The organism is Fusobacterium sp. DD2 (assembly GCF_018205345.1).
In the GTDB taxonomy this organism is placed as follows: domain Bacteria; phylum Fusobacteriota; class Fusobacteriia; order Fusobacteriales; family Fusobacteriaceae; genus Fusobacterium_A.
Map to the genome: position 1 here is coordinate 33879 of NZ_JADRHM010000007.1, position 20356 is coordinate 54234.

Below are 20356 nucleotides of genomic sequence, written 5' to 3' on the forward strand. Positions count from 1 at the left end.
TGTAAGTAAATTTAAGATATGATATAATAATGTTACTTAATTAATTAGGAATAAATTATTTTTGGGAGGTATATATAATGAATACAATAATTCTTACTGGAAGATTAACAAGAGATCCAGAATTGAAATTTGGGCAAAGTGGAAAAGCATACTCAAGATTTTCACTTGCTGTAGATAGAGCATTTTCAAAAGATGAAGTTGACTTTATAAACTGTGTTGCTTTTGGTAAAACAGCAGAATTAATAGGGGAATATTTAAGAAAAGGAAAAAAAGCTGGTGTAACAGGAAGACTTCAGATGAATAGATATGAATTCAATGGGGAGAAAAGAACTAGCTACGATGTTATCGTTGACACTGTAGAATTCTTAGAACCTAAAAATTCATCTGGTTCATACAATGGTCCAGACCCATATGAACCTTATGAACCTGAATACTCAGCTCCAAAACCTACACAATCTCGTGCTGCTGAACCAGATTTCCACAGCGTACCAGATAATGATGTTAGTGAAACTGAAGACGATGATGAATTCCCATTCTAGTTTGATATAAGAACTGAGATAGCTTTCTATAGTGATATAGAAGGCTATTTTTTTATAAAAAATGATTCATGATATAAAAATAAAATTCACGGCATTAGAAATTGTTTCGTAATTTATGCAGCGAAACAGAATACAGAAAATTTGACTGTTTGAACGTAGTGAGTTTCAAATTTTCTTTCTGTAAGCAAAATAAATAGAAAGAATTGATAGCTTAGGGAATTTTATTTTTATGGATACAGCAACCTCATTTTTTTGTAAAAAAGCCTCCTATAATTTTAGGAGGCTTAAATAAAACTAATTATTATTATAAGACATTTGTAAATGACTTAACAAATTATTTATACTTTGTTCCATATCTTTCAAATCTATAAAGCATATCCTTACATTAATATCATGCCCGATATAGCTAATCTCATCATCAGTTATGCCACTCTTGGGATAAAGCAAAAATATATTCTCACAATTATAGAGCTTGGAATAGGCAAACATCTGATACATATCCCCTTGAGAAATTCCATAATTTGACATATCATTACTAAGTATTTTCCATTTTGTATCCATTATTCCAATAGTTTTTCCATCCTTTTTAATAACAATATCAGGAATCAATCTAAAACTTCTAGGCTCATCAAAGAGATATTTCCCTTTTGCCTGTAAAGTAACTTCATACCCAAACTCTGCAAATTTTTTCTTTATCCATTTTCCAACATAAGCTTCAAATAGCTGCTCCATTGGGAAGAGTAAAGCCCTTGTACTATTATCACCTGAAACTGATGAAAAACTTTTATCCTTTAATATTATCCAGGACCAATCTATAATACTCTTATAGTGCTTATTCTTTCTGCTTATTACAATCTCTTTGAATTCTTTTTCAATATTTTTCGTATCTTTAACTCTATCAAAATGTGGAAGCAGTCTTATTGCCAATTTCTGATTTTTAGCATTCCTTGAAATCTTTCTCAATCTCTCTATGCATCTTTTCATGACCCTATTTTCAGCTATATCCATATTGTACTCATCAAATTGCATCCTGGTTTTATCTTTTCTGTTGAAATTTTCTTTTACATGTGTAGTTATCTGAAATTTCCCTCTGAAAAATCTAAGATTATCTTCCATATTTACATAATCAGATACCAATCCTCTTTTTACTATCTCCATTGCTTCTACAAGATACATGTTGATAAATATCTCAAAAATATTCATTTCATAGGCTCTTGTGTTGGCACTTCTATATATTTTCATGGGGAATCTGTCCATAGCCTTTATCATATTCATTAAAATTTCTCTTGTTTCATTAAAGCTATTATATCCAGCTATTTTAGGTAATATCTCTATTTGAAAGCTATTTCCCAGTTCTATTACCCCTACATAGTTTTGAATCTGAATATATTCTCCAATTTCCCTGTGATAACCTATATCAAAAAAACTTAATGGGCTATCTTCTCCAATATTTTCTTTTGTAAATATAAATCTTTTTAACTTTTCAAATTCCACTTTTTCAACAAAGCTATCCAATTGGCTGTTAAAACTATGAATTCTATCATACTCCCTAACTACTATTTTTTTCATAGTTATCAATCCTTAATATTCTTTTGATATATTCCAATATAGCTGTCGGGATTTAAAAATGCACCATCCTGTATCTCATATATTTTTTCTGAAAAATCAAAACTTTCAGTGCTATCTCCAAATAATCCCTTTTCAACCTTCTTATCAATTATAAATTTCACACTATCCTCTTTCTGATTGTCCCCTAATACAAGTTGTATTTTTTCATAATCCTCATAGAAGTACTCCTGTAATAAAGGGATAATTTTTTCTCTAAATATCAGTGCTAAATTTTCTATACTATTGTCATCTTTTAATGGCATAAAATATGAATGACCTATTGTATGATCTCTATCATATAGGTAAGCTATCCTTTTATTCATTATCTCAAACATGTTTTTTATATCTACATCTTCAACCTTAATACCTTCAAGTAAAGCTGAATCAGGCATCATCTCTTTAAATACAAATCTTCTTCTTAATGCACTGTCCATTATTGCAATAGAACGGTCCGCTGTATTCATTGTTCCAAGAATATAAAGATTATCAGGTATTGAAAACTCATCCCCAGAGTATGGCAAAATAGCCAAAGTCTCTTCAGGTTTTCCCAGCCTTTTACTCTCTTCAATAAGAGTTATAAGTTCTCCAAATATTTTTGAGATATTTCCTCTGTTTATCTCATCAATTATAAAAACATATGGTTTTGGATTTTCTTTTTCTTTATCTATTATACTTTTGAGTTCTTTTCTATACTCCTCTTCTGAATATCCTATTTTTTTAAATAATTCAAGATATTTATTCTTTTCATTCATTGCAGCAGGTGGAAAAACTGTATATCTGGTAAATATCTTTTTGTTATTTAAATCAAAAACATCTACCTCTTCATTCTTTTTTATATACCTAATCTTCCTCATTCTTGGATAATCTGGAAAAACATCTTCAGAATAATCATAATCGCTTTCCACTATTCCTATTCCATCAACTAATCCCTCTTGATTTTTAAAAATCAGTACAATATCCCCAATCTGCATCCTTACTTTCATATTTTTAACTGATGATTGTTCTTCAAATTCATCAGCTGTTTCTACGTTGTTAACATCCCAACCGATTCTTATTTCATCATGATCAAAACAATACTCTTTCAAATCCTGTTTTTCGTTTTTTAAATGTACACACCATATTACTGGAGCCCTTTTTTCTAAAAATACACTCTTTTCATCTAATATATTAGTTTTGCTTTCTATCCCCTTTGCTTTTTTACAAAAGGTCTTAAATATTCCATCTTTCAACTCATAATCAAGCTTATTATCTTCATCAAAGCAAGGTTTTATCCCCTCGATAAATTCCTCATAGCTATATGATTGATGAAATGTACTGAATTTTATCCTTTCTCCTTCCTGTAATTCTGCATATCTTTTTGAAATATCCTCATATTTTTCTTTTTTAACTTCTTCTATACTTTTCCCATCACAAATTGCTACTGCATATATTTTAGTATTATATGTTTTCCCAGTTCCTGGTGGTCCATAAAGTATAATGTTTTTGTTTTTAACCATTTCCACTTCTCCCCTTTGCACAGCTATAGATAGTTCAATCAAATTATCATAATCTAAATTTCCTGAATCTAGCTCACTGTTTATAATCTTACATATTTTTAGATAATCTTCCCCAGATATCTTGTTTCTAAATCCCTCTATAGTGCTTACTGCCTCTTTATTTAAGCCATTTAATTTAGTTAGAAAATTTCTTGCCTTTCCTTCAAAATAGAAAAAGTTCAAAGGTCTCATCCAGAAAAGCCCACAGGTTATGTTGGTTTTCACCCCTTTAAAAGTCTGGAGCTTATCAAATGACTGTATAAACCTCTCTCTATTATTTTTATTCTCTTTTTTACTATAATCTATTGCTATCTCGTAAAAATTCCACAGTTCATCTATAACTACCTCTTTGTTAGAATCATTGATATCATAGAAAAGTGTATGAAGATTACTAAAAATTGGCAGCCCTGGAAATTCTTTAGGTACATCTGCTTTGATATTTAAATACTCCTTAAATTTTGTAAGAAAAGTTATTCTGCTCTCATCTGCCATTGTTCTGGTAAACATTGCAAAAATTGTAAAAGGATCCAGATTTGTTGGATCTTCTCCCGTTTCTGTAAATTTTGATATATCTTTCCATATGATTCTAAATATCTCCATTCCCATATCAGCAATAACTTTTCTGTTATTTTTATATTCTAAGAGTTTATCTGCAAACTCTTGAAAGTATTCTACCCACACTGGATAATTTGTTTCATTGTCCTGCTTTTCATAGGCATTCCAAGAAAGTTCCACAAAATTTTTAAATTCAAATCTATTATTTTCTATTTCTTTTTTTAAACTATTACAAAATTCAAGATATTTTTCCCCTGTTAATTCATCTTCCAGTGAACTAAGCTGATTTTTTATATCTTCTGAGAAACCCTTATTTTTTAATATAAACTCACGATTTTTGCTATCAAGATTTATATAGGTATCAGGTCTTATCCAGAATAAACCAAGAGTTATGTTATATCTAATTCCCTTTATTTTTAAACAATCATCCAGACTCATTATAAATGTATTTGTATTAGTTTCATTCGCTTCTTCTGAGTAATTGACTGCTGCTTTAAATAACCTCCACAAATTTGGTATATCACTTTCTTCTCTTTCATCTTCAAATTTATAAAAAAGTGCTGCCTGATTATTCAGCAGTGGAATGCCTCCAAAGTTTATCTCATCTACTTTTTCATTTATATCAAAAATTCTCTTAATATTTTCAACTATTTTCTTTCTATTTTCATTCGTTAAACCTCTATTAAAGATACCAAATATCGTAAATGGATCTATGTCTGTTGTTCTTTCTCCATTTTTTCCTAAATAATTAGATTTTATCTTACTCTCTTCTAATGTTTTATAAATATTATCCAAAAGTAATTCCCTTCTGTTTTCATATTCAACAAGCTTAGTAGCAAACTCCTTGTAAAAATCTATCCAAGTAAAATTTTTCTCCATATTCCTCCCCCTTAATTCTGTAATCTCTAGCCCTACACTTCTATTTTACCATTTATTTTTTTTATTTCATCTAAAATATGGATTTTTCTATTATACTGTTCTTATAAAAAATAAAATTCACGGGCATTAGAAATTGTTTCGTAATTTATGTAGCGAAACAGAATACTGAAAATTCGACTGTCTGAACGAAGTGAGTTTCGGATTTTCTTTCTGTGAGCAAAATAAATAGAAAAAATTGATAGCTAAGAGAATTTTATTTTATAACATTAAATAAAAAAAAGCTGTGCAAATAATTATTCACACAGCTTAATGTCTAATTTCCTAAAAGTCTTTGTAACAATGGGTCAGTAGACTCATTTGTATCAGGTTGGTTGTTGATATCATGATTTGGCATCTGTGTATTCTGATTTCCAGTATTTGGAGTCACAGCTTGAGTATTATTATAATATCCCATATTTTCACAGATTCCCTGTATTCCCTTAGAATACTTAGCATCACTTTCTATCTCAACCCTTCCTCTTCTCATAACAAAGTTTCTTCCACTGTCTACCAAAAGTCCAGATGTAAGTGATAAAGTCTCATTTACAAGATCTCCAGATTTTAAATAGTTATCAAGGAAAGAGAACTTAGCAGTAGTGTCATACATTCCCTTATTTACAAGTGCCTGATAATATTCTCCCCACAATGGAGCAACACCTGTACCACCACTTATACGTCCTGGTATAGGCTTATTATCATCATACCCAACATAGACAGTTGTTACATAGTTAGGAGTGATTCCAGCATACCAAAGAGTTCTATTTTCATTAGTTGTTCCAGTTTTACCACCCTGTTCAATTCTACGTTTATTAGCATCATAAACTGAAGCTCTATTAGAACTTCCAAACATTACAGAGCTCTTTAACATATATGTAATAAGGCTTGTATCCAGACTGTCATAGATTTTTTCCTTCTTACCATGATTTTCATAAAGCACGTTACCATATTTATCTACAACAGATGTTACAATTACAGGTTCTATCTTGTATCCACCATTTGCAAATACACTGTAATTAAGTGCCTGCTGAAGTGGTGTACGTTCAACAGTTCCTAAAGAAGCTGTAAGGTTATCAGGTATTTTAAGTTCTGGATCTAAAAGTGCCATATTTTTCTTAAAAGTACTTATTCCAACTTTTTCTAATAGCTGAACAGATACAGTATTTACAGATCTATCAAGAGCTGTAACTAAAGTCATATTTCTATTGTATCTGCTACCATAGTTTTTAGGTATCCAGTTACCATATTGCAGATATCTGTCTTCAACTATTGTATTAAGTTCAAATCCATTTTGCAGAGCTGTAAAGTATAGGAATGGTTTAAAAGATGAACCTAACTGACGTTTTGCCATTGTGGCTCTATTAAATCCACCAATTTTGAAGTTCTTACCTGCAACGATACTTATTACCTCACCATTATTTGGGTCAATGGTAATCATACCACCTTGCATATTCTCTCTTTTTAAAAGAGGGTAGTTTTCAAAAGTCTCTTTTGCAACTTTCTGCATATCAAGGTCAAGTGTTGTATATATCTTAAGTCCACCTGTATACAGGGTGTTCTCCTCAAATTCCTTTGAAAGAATATCCAAAACAAGAGTTGAAAAGTCAGGTACATTGTACTCTACAAAGTTTTTATCACCATATATTATAGTGGTATTATCATCCATTACAAAATCCTTTGGAAGATTTTTATCATTGTAGAATTTATGTGCTAAAGCCTTGTCATACTCCTCTTTTGTTATCTTACCATCTTTATACATCTCAGAAAGTATAAGTCTCATTCTATTTAGAGCATTATCGAGCTTTCTGGTAGGATTATATCTTTCAGGTCTATTTGGAATACCTGCAAGTAAAGCTGCCTCAGGAAGATTTACCTGAGAAATATCCTTTCTATAGAATCTCTCTGCAGCAGTTTTTATACCATATGCTCCAGCTCCAAAATATATCTCATTTAAATATTTTGTAAATATCTCATCCTTTGTATATTTTCTCTCTATCTCAAAGGTAATAAGTGCCTCTTTTATCTTTCTGTCAAGACTCTTTTCATGTGAAAGAAAGGCATTTCTTGCAAGTTGCTGAGTAAATGAGCTCGCTCCCTGCACTGCACGTCCACTTTTTAGGTTAGCTACAATAGCTCCTATAAGTCTTTTAAAATGGATACCATGATGTTCATAAAACTTTTTGTCTTCAATAGCTAAAAATGCATTTCTAACATTCAGAGGTATCTCTTTAAACTTTGCTATATCCCTTGTTTCTTTTGAAATTACATCTATTACTCTACCTTTTCTATCATAAACAGTACTAGGTACTGATGGAGAATACTCCTCAATGATATTTGAAATATCAGGAAGAGCTTTGTAATACTTATTTAAAATATAAAAACCAGCTCCTGCTGTTGCTATTCCACCGACTATAATGATAACCAGTAGAAATTTCAAAAAGTTCTTTAACTTCATAACTCTCCTCCCTAATCAGTTAGTTATTTTTTAGGAGTTTTCTGTCTCAATTGTCCACAGGCACCATCTATATCAGTACCTTTTTCTCTTCTTATTGTAACATTTACCTTTCTAACTGTTTCAAGGAAATTTACAAATTTTTCTATCTTCTTATCTGATGGTCTTTCAAGATCTGTTCCCTCAACTGGGTTGCAAGGGATTAGATTTACAACGTGATCAAAGTCATGTACAAAGTCTGCAAGTGCATTTGCATCATTTTCAGATACGTTGAAGTTATTGATTAAGATATATTCAAATGTAATTCTTCTCTTAGTCTGTCTTTGGTATTCCTGTAAAACAGCATGTAAATCTTCCAATGGATATTTTTTATTGATTGGAATAATCTGATCTCTTTTATCATTTATTGCACTGTGTAAAGAGATTGCAAGTTCTACTGGAAGTTTTTCAAGTAAGATTTTTTCTATACTTGGTACTATTCCACAAGTAGAGATAGTGATCTTTCTTTTTGAGATATTTATTCCATTTTCATTTGATAGTATCTCAAGTGCTTTTGACACATTTGAAAGGTTAAGTAATGGTTCTCCCATTCCCATAAATACGATATTATTAAGGTTTGTTCCCTGTTTTACAAGTCTTCTTTCAACTGTATACACCTGATTTATAATCTCACTTACATTAAGGTTTCTTACAAATCCACCTTGTCCTGTAGCACAGAATGCACATTTTACTGCACATCCAACCTGTGATGAGATACATAGTGTATTTCTCTTATCCTTGTGTCTTAAAAGTACAGTTTCAATTGTATTTCCATCTTCTAATTGGAATAGGAATTTTTCTGTTTTATCTATTTTTGAAACCTGATGTCTTAAAAGATTTAAAAATGGTATATATGCTTTTTCAGAAAGCAGTTCTCTATCCTTTAAAGATAGGTTTGTTATATCATTAAGATCTCTAACTATTTTTTTATGTAACCAGTTGAATAACTGTTTCCCGTAAAACTTCTTCATCCCCAGTGAAACAACTAATTCTACTAGTTCCTCTTGATTTAAATTAAGTAAATTTATTTTTTCTGACATTATTTCCTCCATATTAATTCATTAGCAATGTATTATATCAGAATATACAAAGAATTACAACTAAATTAGATACTCTTTATATACCCCTCAACACACTCTTTTAGCCTGTCCTGACTAATTACACCTTTAAAGTTTCCTCTTACCTTGCTTCCTCCACCTTTTATTCCACTTTCATTTTTCATAATATATCCAATTAACCCTTTACAATCAACACTTTGTGAAGCAACTGAGTAATTTTCTCCATGATTTGTAATAAGTATAACATCCCCATCACTTATATTTTTATGAAGATCCTCTCCTACAAGTTTATTTCCTGAATATAGTACAACTCTGTGATCTCCAATTTTTACAGCTTCAGCTAAAAGTTTTTTACTTAAAAGTTCTGAATATTCAAAAGCAAGGCTCTTCATTTCATTTTCAAGCTCCTGTTTTGCCTCATTCATCTTATCTACCATATCAAGTATTTGGCTCTCTTTACAACTGAACATATGACATAGATCTCTGCTCATCAGATGCTTGTATGAATAATCTTTAAGTGCTCTATCTCCAGCTATAAAGTAGAATCTTGTATATCCACCTTTTACTCTTTCATAATTTATAATCTTGAAAAGTCTCATCTCTCTTGTGTTCCCAACATGAAATCCAGCACATGCTCCAAGATCTATATGAGGTATCTCAACAAATCTTACATCACCAGTTATTTTCTCCTTTATTGGTTTACGAAGTCCTGTTTTCTCCATAGCCTCCTCATGGTTTAATGTGTAGATTTTGATATCAATTCCTGAATTTATAATATCATTTACTTTCTTCTCTATCTTGTTTATTATCTCATCTGTAAGATCATTAGAATCAAGGTCAACTGTTGTATAATCATCACTCATTCTAAATCCCACAGTATTATAATCATAGTCATTAAAAGCTACTGCTGAAAAAGTATGCTGTGCTGTATGTTGCTGAGCTATATCTTTACGTCTTCCTTCATCAATAGTATAGTCATGTTCTCCAACCTCTAATCTACGATTTACATAGATCTTACCTTCTAATACTTCTAAAACATCTGAATTTCCAATAGTACCTCTATCTCCAAGCTGTCCGCCTTTTCCATCTACATAAAATATATCCTTAGGTTCAACTACTATACTAAATCTATTTTTTTCCTCTTTACATTCTAATACTTTAATTCCCATCTTACTTTCCCTCCTTAATACAAATTGTCCATTCATATTATATCATATTTCCATTATTTTGATTAATTTTTATTCCCTCTATTTAAATATATTTTTTCTTTGAAAGATGTGATATAATAGGGAGTAAATATATTAATGGAGGAAAATATGGCTAAACAAAATACAGTATTTAAAGTTGATAACAGTATGGAACTTATGAAGTTTTTAATGGAAAAAATGCCTGAAAACAGTCGTAACAGTATAAAATCTATGCTTACACATAAAAGAGTCCTAGTTGATGACGAGGTTGTATCACAATATAACTATCTTTTAAAGGCAGGTCAAACTGTAAGCATTGGTAAAGCAAAAATAAGTAAACAGGATCTTAAAGGGGTAACTATTCTTTATGAGGATAAGGATATAATAGTTATTGAAAAGGCAAAAGGTCTTCTTTCAGTGGCTACTGCTAAAGAAAAGGATAATACAGCTTACTCTATTCTAAAAAAATATCTGAAGGAAAAAGATCCTAAAAATATGATTTTTGTTGTACATCGTTTAGATAGAGATACATCAGGAGTTATGCTTTTTGCTAAAACTGCAAAGGCTCAGGATATTTTACAGACAAATTGGAATGATATGGTAAAAGAAAGAACTTATGTTGCAGTGGTAGAAGGAACTATGGAAAAAGACAGTGATACTATTACTTCTTACCTTGCTGAGAACAAGGCTTATATAACTTATTCTACTGACAATAAAGAGGAAGGAAAGAAAGCTATCTCTACATACAAGGTTCTTAAAAAGAATAAGAGATACTCTATGGTAGAAGTAAATATTGAAACTGGTAGAAAAAATCAGATTCGTGTTCATATGCAGGAGCTTGGACACAGTGTAATTGGAGATAAAAAATATGGTGCAACTACTAACCCAATTAAGAGATTGGGACTTCATGCACACTCAATTGTTTTTACACATCCAATAACAAAAGAGGTATTCTCTTTTACAAGTGAAATACCTAATGAATTCAACAGCTTATTCAGATAAAAATATCACTAATTTTTTCCTTGACAAAAGAGCCGAAATATTGTAATATAGACAGGTAAACGAAATAATAAACCCAAAGCCCGGGTGATGAAATTGGTAAACGTGACAGACTCAAAATCTGTTGGCAGTAATGCCTTGCGGGTTCGAGTCCCGCTCCGGGCACCATTTGAGAATAATTACCGTATATTTATATAAATATACGGTTTTTTTATTGCAAACTCTCTTCATTTCATTGTTTCCACCATTTTAAGCTAAAAAATCGTCCGTTTTCAAACTTCAAAACATCAAATATAAAACCATATCTACAAGAATAGCAACAACAACACAAATAATAACAGGACATTTTTTCCATGCTAGTAATCCTGCAACAACCCCTCCAATGATACCAATTTCAAGTCTTTCATTATCAACAAAGACAATACCTGGAAAGATAAGTGATGCCATTGCTGTAAAAGGAATAAGACTTAAAAACTTTTTAGCCTTTGGAGAAAAAGTAAGATGTTCAACAACAACAGCAGGCAATGCTCTTGGGATGTATGTAACAAGTGCCATTCCAATAATAAGTAAAATAATAGGATAGTTCATTTTATGCCTCCTTTTCTGCTACTAAAGTTTCATCATCTACCAACCATACACCTATCAGTGCACCAGATATCATAGACAAAATTACCGACCAGCTTGCAGGTAAAAAACATTGGTAAATACAGTTTAAAAGACCAGTTATGATAACCAGCATAATTAATTTTACATTATGCTTAATTCCAGGAACAAGTAATCCCAAGAAAGCTGCATAAAATGCAATACCAAAGCTATCAACAACAATTTGTGGTAAAAAACTAGTTATAAAACTACCAATAACCGTACTTCCAACAAAACTGACATATAAAGCAGTATTAGAACCTAAAAGAAATGAATAATCACTATTATCTGATAGGGAAAAAACAGCAAAAGATTCATCACACAGTGCAAAAGCACCTAAAAGCCGTTTAAACAATGTTGTTCCTTTTATTCTATGCATTGCAGAACTGCTCATTACTATATGACGCAGGTTAATAAAGAAAGTTCCAATAATGATAGTTGATAAGGCTGCTCCCTGTGTAATCATACTAATTGCCATTAATTGAGATGAACCAGCCATAACCATTACAGACATTAAAATTATTTCAATCTCTGTTAACCCTGCACGCACCCCTAACATTCCTATAGAAATCCCAACTGGAATAACACCAAGGCATGCAGGAATAGATGCTCTCACTCCTGATATAAAATGTTTATTCATAACCATATCCCCAATCTTCCAAATTTTAGTATTTAATATGCTCTATTAATGGTAAGTATAGCATAAGATAAATGTCCTTACAATAAAAATATAACTCCCTCTATTTTTTCTTTTTCATCTTAGGTTTAAAAGAGGTTTTTAAGTCAAAGCCATGCTCCTCAATCTTTATATCATTGTGAATTTCCGGCATAACCTCTTTTTCACTTCTTTTTCGAGAGAGAAATTCTACCAGACTCTGCCAGACAATATCAGAGTCTATATAGATGCCCATTTGACTTAAATTAGGATTGTACTTAAATTTAAAAATTTTATGACATTTTCTCGTATCAAAGTCTATGATTGTATGTAAGTACTCAATCAATACGATTGGTTCACTTAAAAATTGACCTGAGATTTTTTCATTTAAAACTAAGGTTTTCCCTCTATAATATCCCATACAATTGCTAAAATAATGGAGCATTTTATCTCTATTTGCACTTAACATCTCATTGAATAAAGCTCCAAATTCAGTTATGAGAGGGATCTTTATACCATTTTTTAGATCTAAGTAAAATGTTTGCCAATAATTCTTATTTTTCCAGATTAAATATTTTTGTATAATGTTTTCAGAGTCCATTAAATCGAAATGTGTATAGATTCTATTTCATTTTTTAATAGATAAAATGTTTTGTCTCCAATCAACAATACCAAATGATTTCTTCCGGTAGAATCCTTTTTGACTTCATAATTTTGAGATGGTTCATGGCAATATTCACTTGTTTTTCTATTGAAGATTAGCTTTTCATCAATACCGTATTTTACCATCTCAAAGTCGTAGAAATCTTTGAATTTACTTATGATTTTCAAGCTATTACCGCCTTCCTACTATAAATATTTCATACTACAAACATGACCACTATAGTCCGTTTCTATAATGATATTCAAAATATTATTTACTTGTTCTTCTCTCAAGTTTCTACACCTTTTCATATAATTTCTCCATTTAATAGGAATTGGATCGTTATCCCCATGTATCTCAAATACGCATCGCATAGAATAATTAAATGTTCCTGTTCTTCTTTTTTAAAGCACCAACAATCAATTCTCTCTATAATCAAAATTAGGTTTAACTTTGACACATAAAATTTCATTATTTCTTATCTCTTCCACCAATGTTTTTTCTTCACTTCATAGGAGATTTTAAGTGTATCCTACTCTGGAAGTGCAACTCCCTTGCTAAGCTTAATCTCATGAATATCCTTTTTTGAAAATCCAATGGTTTCTCCATCTTTCAGTTCTACATCTTCTTCTATGACATAGCTTGCCAAAGTGATAAGAAATTCATATATCTTTTCAGCATCATCTTTGGCATCTAAAATTTCAATCTCATTTTTTCCAAACACGTCCATTCCATAGGTATAGCCTGAAATCCCATTGTCTGTTGTATACAATCCAAACCATATCCAATTTAGAATAGGTAGTTCGTCCTTTTTCATAGATTGTGCAACATCAAAATAATAGTTTGGCTCAAATACCACTCCACTTGTAAATACTCCAATAGCATATTTTTGCTTTGTGCAAATTGACATAATTTTTGTATAAATTAGACCACGATCTATTAAATCTGTCCCATCACCTAATACTGCAATAAGAATGTGTGCTTTGTGAGTACTTGTGACTTCCACTGCCTCCTGCCACATATAATTATTTTCTGCGTTTACTTCTGCCTCATGATTGGGAACAGGCATGGGGAATTTGCTTATAACAATTCTATAACCATTCACATCACCAATAACGTTATCATTATCTTCTTCAGTCCCTTCTGGAGAAATTTCAATTCCCCATTCTTCCTTTAAATCATTTAATAACTGCTGTTTGTCCCACATATTTTCAGAAAGCAAAACACTTCCACAAAATTTACCAACTGACGTATTTTCCATAATAAATTCCCCCTCTATTAATTTAATAACCATTGACTTTATTTTTAAGTATTTTATCAACTATTTTGACTCATTCTGTTTAGCTCCTCTCTCATTCTTTTAATTAATATCCCTCATATTCTCTATCAAACACAAACTTTTCAGAATGAGCTTTGAACATTAATCGTAAAATCATCCCAGCAAGGATAGGAATTCTCATTCTTTATTTTAATTTTCACCATTGGGAAAATAGAATCTTCATCCAAATCCTCTGGAAATTCCGCCTTTGATAATGCAGACAAATCTTCAAACCAATAGACTTTTATTCCACATTTATCCTTTGGATCAAACCCAGCTGGTTCAGATACTACTGAGTAGAAAAAAGTCTATAAGAGATCATCTTTGCTATCCATGACATCGTAGCAGTCATTTTTTAATTTCCTCTATGAAATCATATTTTTTTATAGTCTTCAAACTACTATTCTCCATTTATTCAATACCTCATAGCTCTGAGATATATCTATTTTCTAAAACATTTAGGAATTTTAGAATATACTTCTTTTGTATAATCAAGCTGAGAATTTTTAATATGCTCATTCATTTCATCAGAAAACATTATTCCACTATCAATTATGAACCCTTTCCCATTTGCTTTATTATTCATTTTAACCAATAGATCAGCAAAGTCTTTATTATACTCCTCATTACAGTTTTCTGGCCCACCAAATTCATCATAGTAATAATCAGGTGCTGAAAGCCAATAAATCATTTGAGCAGTCTCAATAGCACAGTTAGGATTATCTATTATTTGTTCAAGCAAAAAGGTTCCATCGTCATAATTATGACTATATGCCATAAAATGAAGTTCTTCAGATGAACAAATCTTCTGAATTTCTTTTTTAACTTGATTAGCATACTCTTCAAATCCAATTTTTCTTTGCTTTGAAAATTCCTTATATACAATCCATTCTTCATCCTGCTCGATTTCTTCTGCAAATTCTTCTTCTGTCATATCAAAGCAATCTTTATTTCCTGCAACACTTGCTTTAAATACTAACTCCTCTAAAACTTCTTTTCTTTCATCTGTTATCATAGTAATTTTCTCCATCACTAAAAAATAAAATTTTGTAATCTCAAAAAACTAAGGTCCCACATAATCCATATTTTTATATCTATCTGCAACAAAAGCCGAAAGAGTAATCTGAGATATATTCCATTCTCCAGCTAAATAAATTATACATCCGATACTATCTCCTTTGGAATTTGTTGCCACAAATTGATATCGTCCTATTTTTTATTATTAGAAAGACGCTGAATATTTTTTATATATGTTTTTTCAAAAAATATATTAAATTCATTCCAGATAAGTTCTCGAGAAAAATATTTAGATGCTATCTCAAAAATATCTAAATTTTCCATGCAAGTCACTGCCTTTGAAAACTCTTATTTATCACTCTATCTATTTCTAAAATTTACTATTCCAGTTGCTATCTTAGATAATTATACTGTTTCTACTTCAATACCTGCATTCTCAAAAATAGTTTTTATCTCATCAAAATTACTGCTCATTATCGTCGCTTTTTTTAAATTTGGAAATTGTTGTAATTCTCCCAAGGTAATTTCATTCAGATCAAAAGTGCCATCTTCTCCGCTCCATTGAGGTATAATGTTCATATAAATATTATTTCCACCATCCATATAAATTTCTTCAACCTTAGATGCAAGTGCTTTAGGTATGGGTAATCTTTTAAAAAAATTAAGAGCTGGCTTTATTATTTTATCGCTTTCAGTATCAATCTCTTTACCCCTATATTGCAAAGCAAAATCATATATATCAAAGTACGGCTCTAAAACTTCCAATTCATACATTAATACTTGAATAATTGATAATTTAAAATTCATATTATCAAAATGCAAAGCGTCTTCTACATTCTTCTTAATTGTATAATTTGCAGGTTCACTAATTCTTTTAGGTGAAAAAGTAATTGATAATGGATAAGTTAAATTATCAATCTCTCCACATACATCTTCTCCATAGGGAGCCCACAAAATTAATCTAAAATCTCCACATTCCCCTCGGTCAGAAAAGAAATACGGAATTCTGCTTTCGAATGTAACTTTGGCTTTACATATTTTTTTAGGCAACTCATCTATCGTATCGTGATACATCGGCACAACCTTATTCCCAAAATAGAGTTTTAGCATGTATATAGTATGGTATTCGTCAATATAGACATTGCATTTTTTATAATAATTTTTAAATGTATTCATTAAATCAGCCTCGAATACTATTCCCATACTATCATAGATATACAAAATACTTTGATGAGTTTGCCACTCTCTATTAGTCTTATATTGTCTACTAGGCTTTCCTAAAACCTCTTCAATATCAGCAAGTGCCAAAGGAAAACTTAAAATTTTATCATCAATCACTATTTTATTTTCAAATATATCAATCTTAGAAATTTCCTTTTTCTGTCCAGAAAACCACATATATTATCTCTCCCTTTTTAGTCTTTCTGATAAGTTTCAATGTTTTACGCAAACATATCAATCAAGAAAAATATACAGTGCTGGAAATTAACTTCCTAACACTTTCAAAATCTTTTTTTACGTCTGGATCTGATTCAATTTCTCTACCAATATACTTCCTTGTTTCATCTAAGTATACCTTTGCTTTTTCTTTCTCGTCAATTAGAGCATAACACCAGGCGAGTTCTAAATCTGTCCACCCTTTAAACTGTCCACTTTCTATAACTACTTCAAGTAAGTTCAAGGCTTTTTCTATTTCTCCTGTTTCTCTATACATAGCAGCTAAATTATAGTTTATCCACTGATTACTCATGTCACTAACTCTAGCCTTTTCGAAATAAGAAATAGCCTCATTTAATTTACCAAATTTTTTATAGATAAACCCTATTTGAGACATAAGCCACGAATCATCTCTTCCAAGTTCCTTAGCTCTATTTAGATATTCCAAAGCTTTTTGAAGATTAACTGTTTTTTCCTGAGTATTTTCAATTTCATCACAGATATTTGATAAATTCCAACCTATTTCTGAGCAAATCCATATATCATCATTTTTTATTTTTTCAGCTTCATACAGATATTTTAAAGCTTCACTATAATTTCCCTTTTCTTGTCCATATAATCTTCCAAGTTCACCTTTTATAAATAATTCATCACACTCTTCAAAAGTAAGAGCTTCTTTCAATTTAACGATAGCCTGTTCTATTTTCCCCAAGTTTTCTAAGCACTCAGCCAAGGCACAATTTAACCACTCATCATTTCTGCCCAGTTTTTCAGCCTTTTTATAAAAACTTAAAGCTTCCTCATATCTTCCCAGATTTTTTAAACAAAACCCCATTTCCGAATTAAACCATTCGTCATTTTTGCTCTCTTCCACTGCTTGTTCTAAGTAAAACAATCCATCTTCATATCTTTCTAGTCTATTCAAACAGTAACCAATTTCTGAATTTATCCAACTGTCTTCCCTTTTTTCTCTGGCTTTCATAAGATATGGCAAAGCATCTTCATATCTATCCACCCTATTTAAACAGTAGGCAATCTCAGAAAAAAGCCACTCATCAGTTTTTCCTAACTTTTCTGCTTTAAACAAATATTCTAAAGCTTCCTCTCCTCTCTCCATTCTACCAAGAGAATATCCTAATTCATAATTGATCCATTGGTCATCCCTTCCAAGTTCCTGAGCCTTTAATAAATGTTTTAATCCTCTAGGATAATCTTTCAACTCATTATATACCCAACCAAATTCAGAATTAATCCAAATATCATCTCTACCTAATTTTTTTGCCTTTTCTAAGTACTCCAATCCTTTTGCATAATCTGATTTCTTATTATAAATCCAAGCAATTTCAGAAAGTAACCAACTTAAATCAGTATTTCTTGCCTTAACTTTACTGGCTTTTAAGAAAAATTTTAAAGCTTCATCATATTTTTCTAATTCTTCATATGCAACTCCAATTCTTTCATATATCCAGCTATCATTTCTTCCCAGCTCAATAGCTCTTTCAAAATATTTTATGGCCTCTTCAAATTTTTTTAATCCACCCAAACAAAATCCTAATTCAGAATTGACCCAAATATCATCTACTCCCAATAAAACAGCATTTTGTAAATAAGGATAAGCCTTTGTATACTCTTCCATGTGATCATATGCCCATCCTAAATCTTCCTCAGTCAAAATAATATGTTCTTCATCTAATGCTAATTCTCTGGCCTTCAAAAGATATTTTAATCCATCCTCATATTTTTCTGATTCAACCTTACTTTTCCCCAGCTTTGTACATATTATCATATACAATATCGTTGATTTTTCTCCTTTAGGATCTATCTCTAAGGATTTTCTAATATATTTTTCAGCTTCTTCCAAGCTCTCTATATTTAGTGGCAGATCAGGATTTATACTATTTATTTGTAAATATAAGTATGCCATTCGATGATTCCAAAGAGCCGTATTCTTTTCTTCATCTTCCATTGTAAATAAAGTTTGTATAGCTTTTTCAACTTCACCATTATCTTGATATGCTTTAGAAAGAGAATAAATAATATTATTAGTCAATTTTTCTTTAGGAAGAGAAGATATTAAATCTATTATCTCTTGAAATTTTTCTAATTCATCTAAAATTATAATCTCTTTTTCTAGCTCACTTCTATTTAAAAATTCATTATAGAGCTTTTCATCCTCAATATTAAGAAGTTCTTCCCTGTCTTCATCTTTGTCTGCTTCCTCATCAACATAGTGAGTAAGACAAAAAGCAAATCCTCTATTATTATCTATATCATCCTTTAAAGTTAAAAAAGTATACTCATTGGGTTTCAACTGCAAACCTCTTTCAATTGCTTTATAAGCTTCATCTAATAAACCAAACTTATAATAAATCTTTGCAAGTTCCAACCATGCCCAAACAAAATCAGGATTAATCTCTACAGATTTTTTACAATATTCTAAGGCTTCTTCAAATCTTCTTAAATAAACTATTGCACAAGCATATCTATAACACCATTCATGATTTTTAACTCCCTCTTCTTTAACATTAGAAAGGACTTTTTCTGTCAATTCAAAAAATTCATACTTATTCACGTTTATGTAAGCATAAGATTTCCAAAGTACAACTTCTAAATCGCTATTCATCTCTTCATCAGAATAATTGTGTTCTTCTTGAAATTTATCCAGTATTGGTAAAACATCCACTGCATATTCCTGTTTTTCCAATTTTTTAATTACTTCTTTTGTTAAAATTCCCATAAACTCCCCCTTAACTCCAAGTAGGTTTATACCTCTCTTTTGTATAATCTTCCTTTGGAATTTTTTTTAACTATTTTATTAATTTCTTCTATAATAGTGATTTAACTCTTTTATATTTTTTATAATAGATTCATAATAAGTATCTTTGGTATATTTCCCTCAATCCTTTGATAACGATATATATTCTTCATATTCTTTTACCCAATTATTTTCTTCAAGAACTGCACCAGTATTTATATCAAGTTGAACTTTTTTATTGCAAACCTCTATTGTTGTTTCAAAATAATCAGTATTAAAATCTACATCTTTAAAATATTTTATATCCATAGCTCCTTCTTATATTAATAAATAATTTTATCCCATAAAATATATCTGCTTGGAATGTCATCACTTAACCATATTTTATTCTCTGATAGATAAAATTTATGTCCTATCTTCTTTAAACCCTCTATATCTATTGGTAAAATAACTACTTCCCCATGTCTTTTTCCAACATTTTTAGCTGTTTCTATATCTTTAGATAGATGAACATATTGCCTATTTCCTTTTATTATCCCTTTTTCTCTAATACTTTCCAAAAATCTAGTTGCTGTTCCATGATATAGAATAGTTGGAGGTGTCATCTCTTTTAAATTTAACTCTACTTCAATAGAGTGTCCTTGACTAGCTCTTATTTTCTTTTTATTTTCATCAAAAGAGTATCTCTTCTTATTATTTTCTCTAACTATTCTTTCCAGTATTTCCATATCAATATATCTACCTGAAAGTTTTATTTTTTCTATTAACTCATTTACATTTACCCAACCATTTTTATCTAAAGTTATTCCTATTGTTTCTGGTTTATGTCTAAGAATAAGACTTAAAAATTTTCCAAGTTTTACATCATCTAATTTTCTCATTTCTCCTCCATACAATCCGCTAATTTTTATAATTCTCCAATTCTTTTAACCAACTATTATAAACATCATCTATAACTTTTTTCATATCTTGATAATATTTTTCATCAAATTTAAGATATAA

Annotated in this window: 18 protein-coding genes and 1 tRNA gene; 3 read left to right on the plus strand and 16 right to left on the minus strand. The window is 30.5% G+C overall.

The features are described from left to right. The first annotated feature begins 77 nt into the window (after nucleotides 1–77). Nucleotides 78–539 carry a single-stranded DNA-binding protein gene (locus tag IX290_RS02060; protein ID WP_211491542.1) on the plus strand — a complete coding sequence of 154 codons (462 nt, stop codon included), beginning with the start codon at nucleotides 78–80 and terminating at the stop codon, nucleotides 537–539. Nucleotides 540–833: 294 nt separating this feature from the next. Here the strand turns inward: IX290_RS02060 and IX290_RS02065 are convergent, their stop codons facing one another. The 5 genes from IX290_RS02065 to IX290_RS02085 form a co-directional block, all read right to left on the minus strand. After that, the gene (locus IX290_RS02065; protein WP_211491543.1) at nucleotides 834–2108 is read right to left on the minus strand and encodes an McrC family protein; all 1275 of its coding nucleotides are present in this window, start codon (nucleotides 2106–2108) and stop codon (nucleotides 834–836) included. A 5-nt stretch (nucleotides 2109–2113) separates the two neighbouring features. Next, nucleotides 2114–5116 (minus strand): AAA family ATPase, encoded by a 3003-nt coding sequence (locus IX290_RS02070; protein WP_249168805.1) that lies wholly within the window; start codon nucleotides 5114–5116, stop codon nucleotides 2114–2116. 313 nt (nucleotides 5117–5429) lie between these two features. Continuing rightward, nucleotides 5430–7607 (minus strand): transglycosylase domain-containing protein, encoded by a 2178-nt coding sequence (locus tag IX290_RS02075; RefSeq protein ID WP_211491544.1) that lies wholly within the window; start codon nucleotides 7605–7607, stop codon nucleotides 5430–5432. 23 nt (nucleotides 7608–7630) lie between these two features. After that, nucleotides 7631–8686 (minus strand): 23S rRNA (adenine(2503)-C(2))-methyltransferase RlmN, encoded by a 1056-nt coding sequence (rlmN, locus tag IX290_RS02080; RefSeq protein ID WP_211491558.1) that lies wholly within the window; start codon nucleotides 8684–8686, stop codon nucleotides 7631–7633. Nucleotides 8687–8748: 62 nt separating this feature from the next. Continuing rightward, nucleotides 8749–9870, minus strand: coding sequence for an alanyl-tRNA editing protein (locus IX290_RS02085; RefSeq protein WP_211491545.1), 1122 nt, complete (start codon nucleotides 9868–9870; stop codon nucleotides 8749–8751). 147 nt (nucleotides 9871–10017) lie between these two features. Here IX290_RS02085 and IX290_RS02090 point away from each other — a divergent pair, with 147 nt between their 5' ends. Both IX290_RS02090 and IX290_RS02095 read left to right on the plus strand, forming a co-directional pair. Further along, the gene (locus IX290_RS02090; RefSeq protein ID WP_249168807.1) at nucleotides 10018–10890 is read left to right on the plus strand and encodes an RluA family pseudouridine synthase; all 873 of its coding nucleotides are present in this window, start codon (nucleotides 10018–10020) and stop codon (nucleotides 10888–10890) included. A gap of 78 nt (nucleotides 10891–10968) precedes the next feature. Next, nucleotides 10969–11055: transfer RNA gene (locus IX290_RS02095), tRNA-Leu, on the plus strand. A 111-nt stretch (nucleotides 11056–11166) separates the two neighbouring features. Here the strand turns inward: IX290_RS02095 and IX290_RS02100 are convergent. The 11 genes from IX290_RS02100 to IX290_RS02150 all read right to left on the minus strand — a co-directional run bounded on the left by IX290_RS02100 (nucleotide 11167) and on the right by IX290_RS02150 (nucleotide 20235). Then, entirely contained in the window at nucleotides 11167–11475 is a 309-nt protein-coding gene (locus IX290_RS02100; RefSeq protein WP_211491547.1) for an AzlD domain-containing protein, read from the minus strand. Between the two features lies 1 nt (nucleotide 11476). After that, the gene (locus IX290_RS02105; RefSeq protein WP_349290732.1) at nucleotides 11477–12175 is read right to left on the minus strand and encodes an AzlC family ABC transporter permease; all 699 of its coding nucleotides are present in this window, start codon (nucleotides 12173–12175) and stop codon (nucleotides 11477–11479) included. A 94-nt stretch (nucleotides 12176–12269) separates the two neighbouring features. Further along, nucleotides 12270–12785 (minus strand): hypothetical protein, encoded by a 516-nt coding sequence (locus IX290_RS02110; RefSeq protein ID WP_211491549.1) that lies wholly within the window; start codon nucleotides 12783–12785, stop codon nucleotides 12270–12272. After that, nucleotides 12785–13015, minus strand: a complete 231-nt coding sequence (locus tag IX290_RS02115) for a hypothetical protein (RefSeq protein WP_211491559.1) — start codon at nucleotides 13013–13015, stop codon at nucleotides 12785–12787. The genes IX290_RS02110 and IX290_RS02115 overlap by 1 nt, the downstream gene beginning before the upstream one ends. Nucleotides 13016–13359: 344 nt before the next feature. Further along, the gene (locus IX290_RS02120) at nucleotides 13360–14088 is read right to left on the minus strand and encodes a DUF4261 domain-containing protein (RefSeq protein WP_211491550.1); all 729 of its coding nucleotides are present in this window, start codon (nucleotides 14086–14088) and stop codon (nucleotides 13360–13362) included. Nucleotides 14089–14587: 499 nt separating this feature from the next. Further along, complete coding sequence (locus IX290_RS02125) at nucleotides 14588–15160, minus strand: DUF4274 domain-containing protein (protein WP_211491551.1); 573 nt, start codon at nucleotides 15158–15160, stop codon at nucleotides 14588–14590. A 48-nt stretch (nucleotides 15161–15208) separates the two neighbouring features. Further along, nucleotides 15209–15340 carry a hypothetical protein gene (locus tag IX290_RS11735; RefSeq protein WP_256436427.1) on the minus strand — a complete coding sequence of 44 codons (132 nt, stop codon included), beginning with the start codon at nucleotides 15338–15340 and terminating at the stop codon, nucleotides 15209–15211. Nucleotides 15341–15567: 227 nt separating this feature from the next. Then, nucleotides 15568–16560: a hypothetical protein gene (locus tag IX290_RS02135; protein ID WP_211491552.1), complete on the minus strand. Its 993-nt coding sequence runs from the start codon at nucleotides 16558–16560 to the stop codon at nucleotides 15568–15570. Nucleotides 16561–16621: 61 nt separating this feature from the next. Continuing rightward, entirely contained in the window at nucleotides 16622–19336 is a 2715-nt protein-coding gene (locus IX290_RS02140) for a tetratricopeptide repeat protein (protein WP_211491553.1), read from the minus strand. 159 nt (nucleotides 19337–19495) lie between these two features. Beyond that, nucleotides 19496–19663, minus strand: a complete 168-nt coding sequence (locus IX290_RS02145; RefSeq protein ID WP_211491554.1) for a hypothetical protein — start codon at nucleotides 19661–19663, stop codon at nucleotides 19496–19498. 14 nt (nucleotides 19664–19677) lie between these two features. After that, nucleotides 19678–20235 carry an RNA 2'-phosphotransferase gene (locus tag IX290_RS02150; RefSeq protein WP_211491555.1) on the minus strand — a complete coding sequence of 186 codons (558 nt, stop codon included), beginning with the start codon at nucleotides 20233–20235 and terminating at the stop codon, nucleotides 19678–19680. Nucleotides 20236–20356: the final 121 nt, after the last annotated feature.

Bases quoted from the DNA above. Each gene is read 5' to 3' on its own strand.
- IX290_RS02060 (WP_211491542.1), top strand. From the start codon at position 78: ATGAATACAATAATTCTTACTGGAAGATTAACAAGAGATCCAGAATTG.
- IX290_RS02065 (WP_211491543.1), bottom strand. From the start codon at position 2,108: ATGAAAAAAATAGTAGTTAGGGAGTATGATAGAATTCATAGTTTTAAC.
- IX290_RS02070 (WP_249168805.1), bottom strand. From the start codon at position 5,116: ATGGAGAAAAATTTTACTTGGATAGATTTTTACAAGGAGTTTGCTACT.
- IX290_RS02075 (WP_211491544.1), bottom strand. From the start codon at position 7,607: ATGAAGTTAAAGAACTTTTTGAAATTTCTACTGGTTATCATTATAGTC.
- IX290_RS02085 (WP_211491545.1), bottom strand. From the start codon at position 9,870: ATGGGAATTAAAGTATTAGAATGTAAAGAGGAAAAAAATAGATTTAGT.
- IX290_RS02090 (WP_249168807.1), top strand. From the start codon at position 10,018: ATGGCTAAACAAAATACAGTATTTAAAGTTGATAACAGTATGGAACTT.
- IX290_RS02100 (WP_211491547.1), bottom strand. From the start codon at position 11,475: ATGAACTATCCTATTATTTTACTTATTATTGGAATGGCACTTGTTACA.
- IX290_RS02105 (WP_349290732.1), bottom strand. From the start codon at position 12,175: ATGGTTATGAATAAACATTTTATATCAGGAGTGAGAGCATCTATTCCT.
- IX290_RS02110 (WP_211491549.1), bottom strand. From the start codon at position 12,785: ATGGACTCTGAAAACATTATACAAAAATATTTAATCTGGAAAAATAAG.
- IX290_RS02120 (WP_211491550.1), bottom strand. From the start codon at position 14,088: ATGGAAAATACGTCAGTTGGTAAATTTTGTGGAAGTGTTTTGCTTTCT.
- IX290_RS02125 (WP_211491551.1), bottom strand. From the start codon at position 15,160: ATGATAACAGATGAAAGAAAAGAAGTTTTAGAGGAGTTAGTATTTAAA.
- IX290_RS02135 (WP_211491552.1), bottom strand. From the start codon at position 16,560: ATGTGGTTTTCTGGACAGAAAAAGGAAATTTCTAAGATTGATATATTT.
- IX290_RS02140 (WP_211491553.1), bottom strand. From the start codon at position 19,336: ATGGGAATTTTAACAAAAGAAGTAATTAAAAAATTGGAAAAACAGGAA.
- IX290_RS02145 (WP_211491554.1), bottom strand. From the start codon at position 19,663: ATGGATATAAAATATTTTAAAGATGTAGATTTTAATACTGATTATTTT.
- IX290_RS02150 (WP_211491555.1), bottom strand. From the start codon at position 20,235: ATGAGAAAATTAGATGATGTAAAACTTGGAAAATTTTTAAGTCTTATT.